The organism is Streptomyces sp. NPDC096132, assembly GCF_044763345.1.
Classification (GTDB): domain Bacteria; phylum Actinomycetota; class Actinomycetes; order Streptomycetales; family Streptomycetaceae; genus Streptomyces.
The window spans coordinates 464,917-480,248 of sequence record NZ_JBIWGA010000005.1; the positions used below are offsets into that span (position 1 = coordinate 464,917).

The following is a 15,332-nucleotide window of genomic DNA, read 5'->3' on the forward strand; positions in this document are numbered from 1 at the left end:
CGGTCTCAGCTTTCGTTGGTCAAGTGTGCGGCGGGCGGCTCCGGGGCGCGAGGGGGCGTACGGCGATGTCGAACCCGCCTGCCTCGTGACCGACGGGGTACTGCGGCAGGATGGACCCCATGGCGAACCGACTGGCCCATGAGACCTCCCCCTATCTTCTCCAGCACGCCGACAACCCCGTCGACTGGTGGCCCTGGTCGGAGGAGGCCTTCGCGGAGGCGCGCGGGAGGGGCGTGCCGGTGCTGCTCAGCGTCGGGTACAGCAGTTGTCACTGGTGCCATGTCATGGCCCACGAGTCCTTCGAGGACCGGGTGACCGCCGACTATCTCAACGAGCACTTCGTCACCATCAAGGTCGACCGTGAAGAGCGCCCCGACGTGGACGCCGTCTACATGGAGGCCGTGCAGGCCGCCACCGGGCAGGGCGGCTGGCCGATGACCGTGTTTCTGACGCCCGAGGCGGAGCCCTTCTACTTCGGGACGTATTTCCCGCCTGCCCCCCGGCACGGCATGCCGTCCTTCCGGCAGGTGCTGGAGGGGGTCCGGCAGGCCTGGGTGGATCGGCGGGAGGAGGTCGCCGAGGTCGCCGGGAAGATCGTGCGGGATCTGGCGGAGCGGGAGATCTCCTTCGGGGACGCCCGGGCGCCGGGGGAGCAGGAGCTGTCGCAGGCGCTGCTCGGGCTGACCAGGGAGTACGACCCGCAGCGGGGCGGGTTCGGAGGGGCGCCGAAGTTCCCGCCGTCCATGGTGATCGAGTTCCTGCTGAGGCATCATGCGCGGACCGGGGCCGAGGGTGCGCTGCAGATGGCGCAGGACACCTGTGAGCGGATGGCGCGGGGCGGGATCTACGACCAGCTGGGGGGCGGGTTCGCCCGGTACTCCGTCGATCGCGACTGGACGGTTCCGCACTTCGAGAAGATGTTGTATGACAATGCATTGCTTTGTCGGGTTTATGCGCATCTCTGGCGGGCCACCGGGTCGGAGCTTGCCCGGCGTGTAGCCCTGGAGACCGCCGACTTCATGGTGCGGGAACTGCGGACCGCCGAGGGCGGGTTCGCCTCCGCGCTGGACGCCGACAGCGACGACGGGAGCGGGAAGCACGTCGAGGGCGCGTACTACGTGTGGACGCCCGAGCAGCTGACCGAGGTGCTCGGACCCGACGACGCCCGGCTCGCCGCCCAGTACTTCGGCGTCACCGACGAGGGCACCTTCGAGCACGGCGCCTCCGTCCTCCAACTCCCTCAGCAGGACAGCGTCTTCGATGCGGAGAAGATCGACGGCATCAGGCGGCGGCTCCTCGGTGCCCGCGCCGGGCGCCCCGCCCCCGGCCGGGACGACAAGGTCGTCGCCGCCTGGAACGGGCTCGCCGTCGCCGCGCTCGCCGAGACCGGCGCCTACTTCGACCGCCCCGACCTGGTGGACGCGGCCGTCGGCGCTGCCGATCTCCTCGTACGGCTGCATCTGGACGAGCAGGCCCGGCTCTCCCGTACCAGCAAGGACGGGCAGGCCGGGGCCAATGCCGGGGTGCTGGAGGACTACGCCGATGTCGCCGAGGGCTTCCTCGCGCTGGCCTCGGTCACGGGGGAGGGGGTGTGGCTGGAGTTCGCCGGGTTCCTGCTCGACCATGTCCTCGTGCGGTTCGCCGACCCGGAGTCCGGGGCGCTGTACGACACGGCCGCCGACGCCGAGCGGCTGATCCGCAGGCCGCAGGACCCGACCGACAACGCGGTCCCCTCCGGCTGGACGGCCGCCGCCGGCGCGCTGCTGGCCTATGCCGCCCACACCGGCTCCGAGCCGCACCGGACGGCCGCCGAGAAGGCCCTCGGTGTCGTCAAGGCCCTGGGGCCGCGGGTGCCCCGGTTCATCGGCTGGGGGCTGGCCGCCGCCGAGGCGCTGCTCGACGGGCCGCGTGAGGTCGCCGTGGTGGGGCCGGCCGTGGACGATCCTGCCGCGCGGGCCCTGCACCGTACGGCGCTGCTCGGCACCGCACCCGGCGCCGTCGTCGCCTACGGCATCACCGGGAGTGACGAGTTCCCGTTGCTCGCCGACCGTCCGCTGAGCAACGGTGAACCGACGGCATATGTCTGCCGTAACTTCACCTGTGACGCCCCGACGACCGATCCGGAACGGCTGCGCACCGCGCTGAGCGGGTGAAACGGAAAAGGAAGTAATCATTCCGGTGTGAAAAGGTGAGGCGGTGTTCGGATAAGTCCGTTTACTGGCGGGTCGGTTCTGAAACATGACATTTATCTGAAGATCCCCCGCGCTTCACAGTTTCCCCCTAGCCTCTCCACAGTGCCGCGACGGCTGTGACAGACCGTCGCGGCGGGGGGCCTTGAGATCTGGGGGGATCTTGTTTTGCTGACGTCTGTCTTCATCGCTGCCATATCCCTGGCCTTGTTCTGGATGGCGGCGTTCACGTTGTGGTGGCAGATGCACGCGTGGCGTACGCCCGAGGTGCTCGCCTCCACCCGGTTCAGCAGTCCGGACGGCGACGAACACGTCTCCTTCTCGCTGCTGCTGCCCGCTCGTCATGAGCAGGCCGTTCTCGACCACACCATCCAGCGGCTGCTGGAGTCCACCCACACCGACTTCGAGATCATCGTCATCGTGGGGCACGACGACCCCGAGACCACGGCGGTGGCGGAGCGGGCCGCCGCGCGCGACGCGCGCGTCCGGGTCGTCGTCGACACCCACGAGAAGAAGAACAAGCCCAAGGCCATGAACACGGCGCTGCCGCACTGCCGCGGTGACGTCGTCGGTGTCTTCGATGCGGAAGACCAGGTTCATCCGGAGCTGCTCGCCCATGTCGACCACGCGTTCCGGACCACCGGAGCGGATGTCGTACAGGGCGGCGTCCAGCTGATCAACTTCCATTCCAGCTGGTACAGCCTGCGCAATTGCCTTGAGTATTTCTTCTGGTTCCGGTCGCGACTCCATCTGCACGCGCAGAAGGGATTCATTCCGCTCGGCGGAAACACGGTGTTCGTGCGCACCGAGGTCCTGAGAGAAGCGGACGGATGGGATCCGAATTGCCTTGCCGAGGACTGCGACCTCGGCGTCCGGCTGTCCAGCGTCGGCAAGAAGGTCGTCGTCGCCTACGACTCCGACATGGTGACCCGTGAGGAGACCCCGGGCTCCCTCATGTCCCTGCTCAAACAGCGCACCCGCTGGAACCAGGGCTTCCTCCAGGTCTACCGGAAGAAGGACTGGAAACAGCTCCCCGGCTTCGGCCAGCGACTGCTCGCCCGCTACACCCTCATGACGCCGTTCCTGCAGGCGTTCTCCGGGATCATCATCCCGCTCAACGTGGCGATCGCGCTCTTCCTCGACGTGCCCGTCGGAATCGCCTTCGTCACCTTCCTGCCGGCCGTGACCGCGCTGGTCACGTTCGTCTTCGAGCTCGTCGGACTGCACGACTTCGGCAAGCAGTACGGCCTGCGCGTCCGCCTCGTCCACTACGTGAAGCTCATCGTGGGCGGCCCCTTCTACCAGGTCCTCCTCGCGGGAGCCGCCCTGCGCGCCGTCTGGCGCGAGCAACGCGGCCGCAACGACTGGGAGCTGACCACACACGTCGGCGCGCACCTGCACACGAGCGCACCCGCTTCCGATCCCGCAGCGATCCGAGAGGACGTTCCTGCGTGACCTCCACCCTTCCCGCGGCGACCACAGGCACGGTCCCCGCGCAGCGCCAGCCTGTGCCTGAGAAGCGTTCGACCGGCCGAACAGCCCCGCCGAAGCGGCTGCGCTCGTCCCGTTCCGACCTGATCCTGTGCGGCGTGCTCCTGATGGCGATCCTCGTCGTGCAGGGCTGGAACATCGCCGCCTACCCCACCCTCAGCGACGACGAGGGCACCTACCTCGCCCAGGCCTGGGCCGTCCAGGAGGGCCGCGGCCTCGCCCACTACACCTACTGGTACGACCACCCGCCGCTCGGCTGGATCCAGCTCGCCCTGCTGACCTGGATCCCCAAGCTGATCAGCCCCGACGCGATGACCGTCGGCACCATGCGCGCCGCGATGCTGGTCGTCGGCGCCATCAGTGCCCTCCTCGTCTACGTCGTGGCGCGGAGGCTGTCGCTGCCCCGCTGGGCCGCGGGCCTCGGCATGGTCCTGTTCGGCCTCTCGCCCCTCTCCGTGGTCCTCCAGCGGGAGATCTTCCTCGACAACCTCGCGGTGATGTGGACGCTGCTCGCGTTCGCGCTGGCCGCCTCGCCCAGCCGCCATCTCTGGCACCACTTCGGCGCCGGGATCGCCGCCGCGACGGCCGTGCTCACCAAGGAGACGATGCTCTTCGTCCTCCCGGCGGTCCTCGTCACCATGTGGCGCCACAGTCACCGCGACACCCGCAAGTTCGCCCTCACCGGCGCGATCACCGCCTGCGCCCTGATCGGCTTCTCGTACCCCCTCTTCGCCCTCCTCAAGGGCGAACTCCTCCCGGGCAGCGGCCATGTGTCGCTGTGGGACGGCATCACGTACCAGATGACCAGACCGGGTTCGGGCTTCATCCTCGACCGGGGCTCAGGATCGTACGGAGCCCTGCAGTCCTGGCTCTACTACGACCGGGTCCTGATCGTCGGCGGCCTCGCGGGCGCCCTGCTGCTCCTGCTCACCTGGCGCTGGTCGGTCACGGCCCGCGCCCTCGCCGGACCGTCCCTCGTGGTCGCGGTCCTCGCACTGGTCGCGATGCGGCCCAGCGGCTATCTGCCCGCGATGTACGTCATCCAGGCGCTGCCCTTCCTCGCCCTGGTCCTCGCCGGAGCGGCCGCGAGCGTCGCGCACGCCGTACTGCACCGGTGGCGCGGGCCCGACGAGTCGCGCCGGCTCAGGAGCGGCCGGTACGCGCTCGCCGCCGTCCTCGCCCTCGCCGCCGGGGCGTACGTCGTCCCGCGCTGGTACGACGGCGACCGCACCGCCGTCACCGCCGACGCCAACGCCCCCTACCGGGCCGCCGCCGCATGGATGGCCACGGAGGTCGAGGACCCGGCGGACACCCGCGTCCTGGTCGACGACGCCCTCTGGCTGGACCTCGTCCACGCCGGTTACCGGCCGGGCCTCGGCGCGATCTGGTTCTACAAGGCCGACCTCGACCCGGCCGTCACCAAGACCCTGCCGAACGGCTGGCGGGACCTCGACTACGTGGTCGCCTCCCCGACCGTACGGCGGGACGCCGTCGACCTGCCCGGCGTGGGGGCGGCCCTCGCACACTCGACACCGGTGGCCACCTTCGGCTCCGGCGAGGACCGGATCGAGATCCGGCGGATCCAGACCGACTCCGGAGGCGTCCGATGAGCCACGACTACACCGAGTACAGCGCGCCCGTCCCCGATCTGCGCGCCGCCGAGCTCGCCGAGCCCGGCGCGGTCACCATCGTCGTACCGACCTTCAACGAGTCCGCGAACATCCGGCAGCTCCTGCGCCAGATCACCGAGTCGGTGCCGTCCCGGCTGCCCTGCGAGGTCGTCTTCGTGGACGACTCCACCGACGACACCCCCGAGGTCATCCGGGACGCGGCGCGCGACTGCCCGTTCCCGGTGACCGTGCTGCACCGCCAGGAGCCGGTCGGCGGCCTCGGTGGCGCGGTCGTCGAGGGCATGAGGGCGGCCGGGTCGGACTGGATCGTCGTCATGGACGGCGACTGCCAGCATCCCCCGTCCCTGGTACCGGAGTTGGTGGCCACCGGCGAGCGGGCGGGCGCCGGGCTCGTCGTCGCCTCCCGGTACATCAAGGGCGGCAGCCGCGCCGGACTCGCCGGCAGCTACCGCGTCGCCGTCTCGCGCGGCGCGACCTGGCTGACGAAGTCCCTCTTCCCGCGCAGACTGCACGGCATCAGCGACCCCATGAGCGGGTTCTTCGCGATCCGCCGCAGTGCCGTGACGGCGGACGTGCTGAAGCCCCTCGGCTACAAGATCCTCCTCGAACTCGCCGTCCGCAGCCGCCCGCGCAAGGTCAGCGAGGTCCCCTTCGTCTTCCAGGACCGCTTCGCCGGCGAGTCCAAGTCGTCCGCGCGGGAGGGCCTGCGCTTCCTACGCCACCTGGTCGGCCTGCGCACCGCCTCCCCGGCAGCCCGAATGGTCGGCTTCGGCCTGATCGGGCTGAGCGGCTTCCTGCCGAACCTGCTCGGCCTGTACGCCCTCACCGCCGCCGGGATGCACTACGTACCAGCGGAGATCCTCGCCAACCAGTTCGGCGTCGCCTGGAACTTCTACCTCATCGAGCATCTGCTGTTCCGCGACCGCCGTGCCCATCGCCGCTGGTGGGACCGGGTCGGCCGGTTCGCGCTGCTCGCCAACGCCGACCTGCTGCTGCGCATCCCGCTGATCGCGCTGTTCGTGCACCGGTTCGGGATGGGCGCGCTGTCGGCGACGGCGCTGGCCCTGGCGACCACGTTCGTCCTGCGCTTCGTCGGCACGGAAGCGCTGGTCTACCTCCCGCGCAGGAGGCTGCGGGGGAGCCGCACCGCAAGGAGTTCCGCGTGAGCAAACGCCGTAGACGGATCGCGCTGCTGGCGGTGACGGGCCTGACCTCGGGCCTGTTGCTGACCAGTCCGCAGCCCGCTTCCGCCGCCAACCTGATCAAGAACCCCGGCTTCGAGACGGCCGGTACGGACGGGATGCCGTACTGCTGGGAGAAGTCCGGCTGGGGCGACAACGACTTCACCTTCGAGCACACCTCGGACGCCCACACCGGCTCCAAGGCGATGAAGGTGTCGCTGACCCGGCGGGTCGACGGCGACCGCAAGGCGCTGATCACCGAGTCGACCGAGTGCGCGCCGACGGTGACGCCGGGCAAGCAGTACGACCTGTCGCTCTGGTACAAGACGACCACCCCGGACGCGGCGATCACGCTGTTCCGGCACGACACGACGGCCGGCTGGCAGTACTGGACCGACCTCAAGACGCTGGAGACGGCGTCCGCGTACACCCAGGCAACGGTCCGCACCCCGGAGGTCCCCGCCGGCACCGACCGCATCACCTGGGGCGTCTCCGTGTACGGCACCGGCTCGGCGACCACCGACGACTACACGATGGAACAGGTCCCGGACGTCCTGCCGCCCGCCACCTGCACGGGCACCGCCGACGAGTGCGCCAACGGCCGCTGGGACGTGCTGCCCACGCAGAACCCGGTCCGCTCCATGCACTCCGTCGTCCTCAACAACGGCAAGGTGCTGCTGATCGCGGGCTCCGGCAACAGCGAGGAGCAGTTCAACGCGGGCACGTTCACGTCCGCGGTGTACGACCCGGCGAACGGCAGCTACAAGGTCATCCCCACGCCCAAGGACATGTTCTGCTCCGGGCACGTCCAGTTGCAGGACGGGCGGGTGCTGGTGATGAGCGGCAACAAGGCGTACCCGGTGGTGGGCGGGCACGGCTACGAGGGCTTCAAGGACTCGTACGTCTTCGACCCGGTCACCGAGACGTACAGCAAGACGAACGACATGAACGACGGGCACTGGTACCCGTCGGCGACCGAGCTCGGCAACGGCGACGTCATCTCGTTCGGCGGTCTGCGTGAGGACTCGACGGGTTCGGTGACCGCCGAGTACTGGTCGGACGCCCAGCAGCAGTGGCTGCCGTTGTGGCAGGTCAACCAGACCTGGTCGTACTGGGGTCTGTACCCGTCGATGATCCTGATGCAGGACGGCCGACTCTTCTACTCGGGCAGCCATGTCTTCGGCAACAACATCCCGGGCACGGGCGCGGCGATCTACGACTACAACGCGAACACCACCACCCAGATCCCCGGTCTGCAGAACAAGGACCAGCGCGACCAGTCGGCGAGCGTGCTGCTGCCTCCGGCGCAGGACCAGAAGGTCCTCACCCTCGGCGGCGGCAACATCGACTCCAACCCGGAGGCGAACCGGCTGACCGACGTCATCGACCTCAAGCAGGCCAACCCGCAGTACGTGGCCGGCCCGCCGATCCCGCAGGGCACGGTGGACCTCGGCAACGGCAAGGTCCCCCAGACCGGCAACCAGGGCAAGATGTACGTCTCCGCCGTCCTGCTGCCCGACGGCAAGGTGCTGGAGACCGGCGGCGGGCTGCACAACCGGGCCGACCCGGTCTTCGAGTCCTCGCTCTACGACCCGGCGACCGGCACCTTCGACCCGGTGGCCGCCGACCCCGAGGCCCGCGGCTACCACTCCTCCGCTTTCCTGCTGCCCGACGGCCGGGTCATGGCCACCGGCGACAACCCGGGCAACGGCACCTGGAACCACGACGTGTCCATCTACACCCCGCCCTATCTGCTGAAGGGCACCCGGCCGACCATCACCTCGGTGATCGACACCGAGTGGACCTACGGCGACACGCAACGGATCACGGTGGACCGGCCGATCGCCAAGGCGGAGCTGATCCGTCCGGCCGCGGTCACCCACTCCTCGGACCCGAACCAGCGGTTCGTCGACCTGCCGCTCTCCGTCGACGGCAACAACGTCGACCTGAACGTGACGAGCAACCCCAACCTGGCCCCGCCCGGCTGGTACATGCTCTTCGCGGTCGACGCCAACGGGGTGCCGTCGGTGGCGAAGTGGGTCCACCTCCAGGGCCCGGCCGCACTGAGCGCGACGGACGCCTCGGCGCACGTCCACTCCTTCGCCGACGACCTGACCGGCAAGGTCACCGGCCCCGTCGGCAAGAAGACCTCACAGAAGGTCAGCCCCACGGTCTCCGGCTGCGACCGCCACTACGGCTCGATCAACGTCTGCGTGCCCACGGCCTTCCCGGCGACCGTCAAGAAGACGACGGCGGCCCGCTGCGCCTGGCTGAAGACGAACGACTACGGCCGTCTGAAGGTCAACGGCAAGGACGATCCCCTGGGTCTGGACCCCAACCGCAACGGCGTGGCCTGCGACGGGAAGGATCTCAAGCGCCGCTGAGGATCATCGCGCCCAGCGTGAGCTGAGCCCCCCACTGCACCAGCACGGCCCCGAGCCTCGCGTACGTCCAGCGGGCTCGGGGCCACACCAGTGCCGCCAGACCGGCCAGCACGGACAGCCAGAACATCCCGTACAGGGCGGCTCCGGGGACCGTCGAGCACCGCTCGCCGTACATCAGACAGCGGCTGCCGCGCTCGGTGGCCAGCACGGCCAGCCAGGCGAGGCCGGCGGTCGGCAGGAGCGAGACGAGTCCGGCCACGGCCCAGCCGATGAGGAAACGGTCCTTCTGTCGCGGGGTGAGTGTGATCTGCTGCGGAGCGGTCGTGTTCATGGCCCCATCCCACCGCGCGGCAGGGTTCCGGGTGATGGGCCGTCGTACTCAGTTCTCCTGCGCGCGCATGCTCAGGGCGCGTTCCACGATGGCCTCCAGCTGTTCGTGGTGCGCGCCCTTCCAGTACGCGCGGCCGCAGGAGCCGCAACGGGCGAAGACGTCGTACGAGCGGTGGGTGCCGTGTTCCAGCTGGTCGGCGACCTCGTCCTTGGTGGCCTCGCGCAGCAGGCCGTTGCAGGCGGTGCAGCGGGTCCACGGCCTCAGGTCGGGGCGGAAGCGGTCCAGGACGTCCCGGAGCTGGTCGTCGGGGCGGGTGCTGTAGACGAACGCGCCGGAGAAGAGTTCGCGGCGCCGCAGCAGGCCCCGGTCGCGGCTGAGCATGACGCGCTGCTCGGCGGCCGAGCGGGCGGCCAGGGCCGGGTCGCCGATGTCCGTCGACTCGTAGGCCGTGTCCACGCCGAGCAGGCGCAGCCGGCGGGCGAGGGTGCCGAGGTGGACGTCGAGGAGGAAGCGGAGGGGGGCGCCGGGGACCTGCTGGGGGCGGGCGACCGGGCGGACGGTCACGCGCTCGCCGTCGGACGGGATGTGGGAGACCGGGACCTCCCGGCCGTCCACGAGGAGGCTGCCGACCTCCGTCAGCGGGACACCGAGGGACTCGACGACATGGCCGAGGGTGGAGACGCCGTCGACGGCGAGGGGATGGACCCCGGCACGCCTGGCGTGCGGGACGAACACCGCCAGCTCGGGGGCGACTTCGACGTGGATCTCGGGTGCGTTCACATGGTCAGGATGGCATGGTGGAGGGGGCCGGTCTCAGGGGTTTTCGCTGGGCAGGCCGTGCTCCAGGACCCGCAGCGCGCGGTCGAGGAGGCTCTCGAAGTCGTCCTCGTGGCCGTTCTCGGCCCAGTACATGGACGTCTGCATCAGGCCCCCCAGGAGGGACATCATGTAGACGCGCACCTCCAGGCCGTCGGGGTCGAGGCCGGTGCGCTCGCCGATCACGGTGCTGAACATACGGCTGGTGACCGACATGCTCTCCATCATCCGCGAACGCACCGCGGGCACCTGGACCATCAGGTGGGTGCGCAGCCGCGCCACCTCCAGATCGTCCTTGATGCCCATGCGGACGGCCTTCATCATCACGTACCGGACGGAGTCCGGCCACGGCTCGTCCGCGGGGCGGGCCCTCAGCTCCTCCGCGAGGATCGGGTCCCACTCGTCGGTGAGGACGATGTCCTCCTTGGTGGGGAAGTAGCGGAAGACGGTCGACGGCGACACCTCGGCGCGCTCGGCGATCTGGTCGATCGTCGTGGCGTCGTACCCCTGCTCCTTGATCAGCGCGTAGGTCGCGGTGCGGATCGCCTCGCGCGTCTTGATCTTCTTGCGTTCCCGGAGGCCCAGTTGGGGGCGGTCGGCAGGGGGCGTGGTGCGTGCGGCCGTCATGGGATTCATTGTCGGGCATCCGCCGTGGCCGGGGCCATGTCGGGGCCGGAGGTCTCCGTACGGCGCGCCGCCGGCGTCCCCGGCAGGAAGGCCGCCGCCAGCAGTGCCGAGACCAGGGCGGCGATCCCGCAGACCAGCAGGACCAGGGTCATGCCGTGCACGTACGCGCCGTTCGCGGAGGCGGCGAGGTGCGCCGAGCCCGCCCGGTCGGCGATCAGCTGGGCGGCGACCACCGAGTCCCCGGCGGTGTCGGCGGCGCCGGCGGGCAGGCCGGTGACGTCGAGACGGTCGCGGAAGGTGCTCGCGAGCAGGCTGCCGAGCAGGGCGATGCCGATGGCGCCGCCGACCTGACGCAGGGTCATCAGCAGGCCGGAGCCGCTGCCGGCGCGGTCGGCGGGCAGGGTGCCGAGGGCACCGGCCATCGCGGGCACGATCGAGAACCCGAAGCCGATCCCGGCGACGGACAGCCACAGCGCGGTGAATCCGTAGCCGGAGTCCACCGTCGTACGGCTGCCGAGGAGTGCGGCGAAGGCGAGCACCACCAGGCCCGCGCTCACCACGGCCCGGGCTCCGAAGCGGGCGACGACCGGCTGCGCGGCCCGCGCGGCGACCATCAGGCCGCCCATCATCGGCAGCAGCCGCACCCCGGTGGCGAGGGCGTCGTGGCCGAGCACGGCCTGGAGGTAGGGCGGCAGCACGAACATCAGGCCGGACAGCACGAACATCACCAGGGTCGCCGCCAGCGTGTTGAACAGGAAGCCGCGCTGGGCGAGCAGCCCCATGTCGAGCATGGGCCGCGGGGCCCGACGCTCGCGCAGGACGAGCGCCGTGATCAGTACGGCGGCCGCGGCGAACATCGCGAGGACCAGGGGGTCGCCCCAGCCCCGGGTGGGCGCCTCGATGATCGCGTAGATGAGGGCGCCGAGCCCGGCCGCGGTGAGCGCGGTGGAGACGGTGTCGACCTTGGGGGAGGCGGGGTCGCGGGTCTCCGGCAGCAGCAGGACGCAGGCGGCGATGCCGATCGCGGCCATCGGGAGGTTGATGAGGAAGACCGAGCCCCACCAGAAGTGGTTGAGCAGCCAGCCGCCGAGGATCGGGCCGAGCGGCAGGCCGAGCGTCGAGCCGGCGGAGACGATGCCGACGGCCTTGGTGCGCTCCTCGGGCGCGAACAGCGAGGGCAGGACCGACAGCGCGAGCGGGGTGACCAGCGCGGCCCCGACGCCCATCACCGCGCGGGCGGCGATGACGGTCTCGACGCCGCCGGCCAGGGTGCCGACGAGTGAGCCGGCCAGGAAGATCCCCAGCCCGGCGATCAGCATCCGGCGCCGCCCGAACCGGTCGCCCAGCAGCCCGGCGGGGAGCATCAGCGCGGCGAAGACGACGACGTACGCGTCCGCCATCCACTGCTGCTCGCCGGTGGTGGCGCCCAGGTCCCGGGCCATCGTCGGCAGCGCCACGTTGAGGATCGTCATGTCGAAGCCGAGCGTGAGCATGCTCGCGACCAGGGCCCCGAGGGCCCACCAGCGGCGGGGGTCGCGCCCCGCCTCGGGAGTGTTCGTGACTGTAGCCATGAAATGAGAGTAACTCTCAAAAACTAGAGACTGTCAATCGGTGGGGACTTCCGGGCATGAAAAATGGCCACGGCTCGTAAGCCGTGGCCAGGGGAAGGTGGCGGAAAAGCGACCCTACGCGTGCTGGTACGCCACCAGCGAGATGCCGACGTAGTGGACGACGAACGCGGCGAGCGTGAACGAGTGGAAGACCTCGTGGAAGCCGAACCAGCGAGGTGAGGGGTTCGGGCGCTTGATGCCGTAGATCACGCCGCCCGCGCTGTAGAGGACGCCGCCGACGATCACCAGGACCAGGACCGCGATACCGCCCGTGCGCATGAAGTCCGGCAGGAAGAAGACGGCCGCCCAGCCCATCGCGATGTAGCAGGGGGTGTAGAGCCAGCGCGGGGCGCCGACCCAGAACACCCGGAAGGCGATGCCCGCGAGCGCCGCGCCCCAGATGCCCCACAGCAGCCACTGGCCCTTGGCCTCCGGCAGGAGCAGCAGGGTCAGCGGGGTGTAGGTGCCCGCGATGATCAGGAAGATGTTCGCGTGGTCGAGACGGCGCAGGATGCCGTCCATGCGCGCGTTCCAGTTGCCCCGGTGGTAGAGCGCGCTCACGCCGAACAGCAGGCAGGCGGTGAGTGCGTAGATCCCGCAGGCGATCCGGCCCCGGGTGGAGTCCGCGAGGGCGGTGAGCACCAGGCCCGCGATGAGCGCGGCCGGGAACATGCCGAGATGCAGCCAGCCGCGGAGCTTGGGCTTGATCTCGTGCGGCAGGGAGAGCGCGAGCGGACCACGGCCGGCGGCCGGCGTGTCCGTGGGCGCGTCGGGGACGGGCGCAGTCATGGGCCGCATCGTACCTACGGAACCGTAAGTTACGGATCAGTCCGGCGGGTTCAGGGGCGAAGAGTGGCCATCATCTCACGCCGACCTGGGGCTACCCGGTCCGGGTTCATCCCAAAGGATCTTCCGTTGAACGCCAAGTGGACGCAAAGAAACGCGGTTATGCGTGGCGATCCTCACTCTGCTCACCTGTGACGCCGTCTGGACAGATGGGCGCGGGCGTCGGATGATCAGATGAGTGCGGTCGGCACCGGATGAGCGCCAAGAGGGTCGAACCCGTGAAGCAGCATCCGGGCCGCAGCCCCCACGGGGCCTCCAACAAAAAACCCCTCATTTAGGAGCGATCGTGGCGCGCGACATCGCGGCTTCCACTGTCATCCCGACCAACCATCAGGAACTGATCTCGTGGGTCAACGAGATCGTCGAACTGACGCAGCCGGACAGTGTGGTCTGGTGTGACGGATCCGAGGCCGAGTACGAGCGACTGTGCGGGGAGCTCGTCGAGAAGGGCACCTTCCGTAAACTCGACCCGATCAAGCGCCCCAACTCCTACTACGCCGCTTCCGACCCGACCGATGTCGCCCGGGTCGAGGACAGGACCTTCATCTGCTCCGAGAAGGAGGAGGACGCGGGTCCGACGAACCACTGGAAGGCGCCCGCCGAGATGCGGGAGATCTTCGTCGGTGAGCAGGGCATCTTCCGCGGCTCGATGAAGGGCCGGACGATGTACGTCGTCCCGTTCTGCATGGGCCCGCTGGGCTCGGACCTCTCCGCCATAGGCGTGGAGATCACCGACTCCGCGTACGTCGCGGTCTCCATGCGCACCATGACCCGCATGGGACAGCCGGTCCTGGACGAGCTCGGCTCCGACGGCTTCTTCGTCAAGGCCGTCCACACCCTCGGCGCCCCCCTGGAGGAGGGCGAGGCGGACGTCCCGTGGCCGTGCAACTCGACCAAGTACATCTCGCACTTCCCCGAGAGCCGCGAGATCTGGTCCTACGGCTCCGGTTACGGCGGCAACGCGCTGCTCGGCAAGAAGTGCTACGCCCTGCGCATCGCCTCCGTCATGGCCCGCGACGAGGGCTGGCTGGCCGAGCACATGCTGATCCTCAAGCTCACCCCGCCGCAGGGCGAGTCCAAGTACGTCGCCGCCGCCTTCCCGTCCGCCTGCGGCAAGACCAACCTCGCCATGCTGGAGCCCACCGTGTCCGGCTGGACGGTCGAGACGATCGGCGACGACATCGCCTGGATGCGTTTCGGCGAGGACGGCCGCCTCTACGCCATCAACCCCGAGGCCGGCTTCTTCGGCGTCGCGCCCGGCACCGGTGAGCACACCAACGCCAACGCGATGAAGACGCTGTGGGGCAACTCGGTCTTCACCAACGTCGCCCTCACCGACGACAACGACATCTGGTGGGAGGGCATGACGGAGGAGACCCCGGCCCACCTCACGGACTGGAAGGGCAACGACTGGACGCCGTCCGCGGACGTCCCGGCCGCCCACCCCAACGCCCGCTTCACCGTCCCGGCCTCGCAGTGCCCGATCATCGCGCCCGAGTGGGAGGACCCGCGGGGCGTGCCGATCTCGGCGATCCTCTTCGGCGGCCGCCGCGCCAGCGCGGTCCCGCTGGTGACGGAGTCCTTCGACTGGAACCACGGTGTGTTCCTCGGCGCCAACGTGGCGAGCGAGAAGACCGCCGCCGCCGAGGGCAAGGTCGGCGAGCTGCGCCGCGACCCCTTCGCCATGCTGCCGTTCTGCGGCTACAACATGGGCGACTACATGGGCCACTGGGTCGACGTCGCCAAGGGCAAGGACCAGGCGAAGCTCCCGAAGATCTACTACGTCAACTGGTTCCGCAAGAACGACGAGGGCAAGTTCGTCTGGCCCGGCTTCGGCGAGAACAGCCGCGTGCTGAAGTGGATCGTCGAGCGCCTGGACGGCAAGGCCGAGGGTGTCGAGACCCCGATCGGCGTCCTGCCGACGAAGGACGCCCTCGACACGAACGGCCTCGAACTGGCCGACTCGGACCTGGAGTTCCTCCTCACGGTCGACAAGGAGGTCTGGCGCGAGGAGGCCGCCCTGGTCCCCGAGCACCTCAACACCTTCGGCGAGCACACCCCGAAGGAACTGTGGGACGAGTACCGCGCTCTGGTGCAGCGCCTGGGCTGACGCCCTCCCCTGACGCCGCGGCCGGCGCCGATCGTGCCCTGACCAGCAATATCGTCACAGCCGGCCGCGGCGACCCGCACCACAGACCGGCGAGGTTCCGCACAACGGCGTGCGGA

The 15,332-nt window shown here is 69.8% G+C and carries 11 protein-coding genes; 6 read left to right on the forward strand and 5 right to left on the reverse strand.

Annotated elements, in window-relative coordinates; genetic code table 11:
* Positions 1-119 precede the first annotated feature (119 nt).
* The 5 genes from ACIRF9_RS15340 (at position 120) to ACIRF9_RS15360 (ending at position 8,876) form a co-directional block, all read left to right on the forward strand.
* A complete protein-coding gene (locus tag ACIRF9_RS15340) occupies positions 120-2,153 on the forward strand; it encodes a thioredoxin domain-containing protein (protein WP_403821028.1) in 2,034 nt (677 codons plus the stop codon).
* A gap of 204 nt (positions 2,154-2,357) precedes the next feature.
* A complete protein-coding gene (locus ACIRF9_RS15345; RefSeq protein WP_403821031.1) occupies positions 2,358-3,644 on the forward strand; it encodes a glycosyltransferase in 1,287 nt (428 codons plus the stop codon).
* Complete coding sequence (locus ACIRF9_RS15350; RefSeq protein ID WP_403821033.1) at positions 3,641-5,290, forward strand: ArnT family glycosyltransferase; 1,650 nt, start codon at positions 3,641-3,643, stop codon at positions 5,288-5,290. The genes ACIRF9_RS15345 and ACIRF9_RS15350 overlap by 4 nt, the downstream gene beginning before the upstream one ends.
* Complete coding sequence (locus ACIRF9_RS15355) at positions 5,287-6,477, forward strand: glycosyltransferase (RefSeq protein ID WP_403821036.1); 1,191 nt, start codon at positions 5,287-5,289, stop codon at positions 6,475-6,477. Before ACIRF9_RS15350 ends, ACIRF9_RS15355 begins: the two co-directional genes overlap by 4 nt.
* Positions 6,474-8,876 (forward strand): galactose oxidase-like domain-containing protein, encoded by a 2,403-nt coding sequence (locus ACIRF9_RS15360; protein ID WP_403821039.1) that lies wholly within the window; start codon positions 6,474-6,476, stop codon positions 8,874-8,876. Before ACIRF9_RS15355 ends, ACIRF9_RS15360 begins: the two co-directional genes overlap by 4 nt.
* Here ACIRF9_RS15360 and ACIRF9_RS15365 read toward each other — a convergent pair.
* The 5 genes from ACIRF9_RS15365 to ACIRF9_RS15385 form a co-directional block, all read right to left on the reverse strand.
* Positions 8,863-9,207 carry a hypothetical protein gene (locus tag ACIRF9_RS15365; protein ID WP_403821042.1) on the reverse strand — a complete coding sequence of 115 codons (345 nt, stop codon included), beginning with the start codon at positions 9,205-9,207 and terminating at the stop codon, positions 8,863-8,865. The two genes, ACIRF9_RS15360 and ACIRF9_RS15365, sit on opposite strands and share 14 nt — an antisense overlap.
* 48 nt (positions 9,208-9,255) lie before the next feature.
* Complete coding sequence (locus ACIRF9_RS15370) at positions 9,256-9,987, reverse strand: Mut7-C RNAse domain-containing protein (protein WP_403821045.1); 732 nt, start codon at positions 9,985-9,987, stop codon at positions 9,256-9,258.
* A gap of 33 nt (positions 9,988-10,020) precedes the next feature.
* On the reverse strand, positions 10,021-10,659 hold the full coding sequence (locus tag ACIRF9_RS15375) for a TetR/AcrR family transcriptional regulator (RefSeq protein ID WP_403821048.1): 639 nt from the start codon (positions 10,657-10,659) through the stop codon (positions 10,021-10,023).
* Positions 10,656-12,221 (reverse strand): DHA2 family efflux MFS transporter permease subunit, encoded by a 1,566-nt coding sequence (locus tag ACIRF9_RS15380; protein ID WP_403821051.1) that lies wholly within the window; start codon positions 12,219-12,221, stop codon positions 10,656-10,658. Before ACIRF9_RS15380 ends, ACIRF9_RS15375 begins: the two co-directional genes overlap by 4 nt.
* Positions 12,222-12,335: 114 nt before the next feature.
* Entirely contained in the window at positions 12,336-13,049 is a 714-nt protein-coding gene (locus ACIRF9_RS15385) for a hemolysin III family protein (RefSeq protein WP_403821054.1), read from the reverse strand.
* A 343-nt stretch (positions 13,050-13,392) separates the two neighbouring features.
* Here ACIRF9_RS15385 and ACIRF9_RS15390 point away from each other — a divergent pair, with 343 nt between their 5' ends.
* Positions 13,393-15,216: a phosphoenolpyruvate carboxykinase (GTP) gene (locus tag ACIRF9_RS15390; protein ID WP_403821057.1), complete on the forward strand. Its 1,824-nt coding sequence runs from the start codon at positions 13,393-13,395 to the stop codon at positions 15,214-15,216.
* The last annotated feature ends 116 nt before the right edge of the window (positions 15,217-15,332 follow it).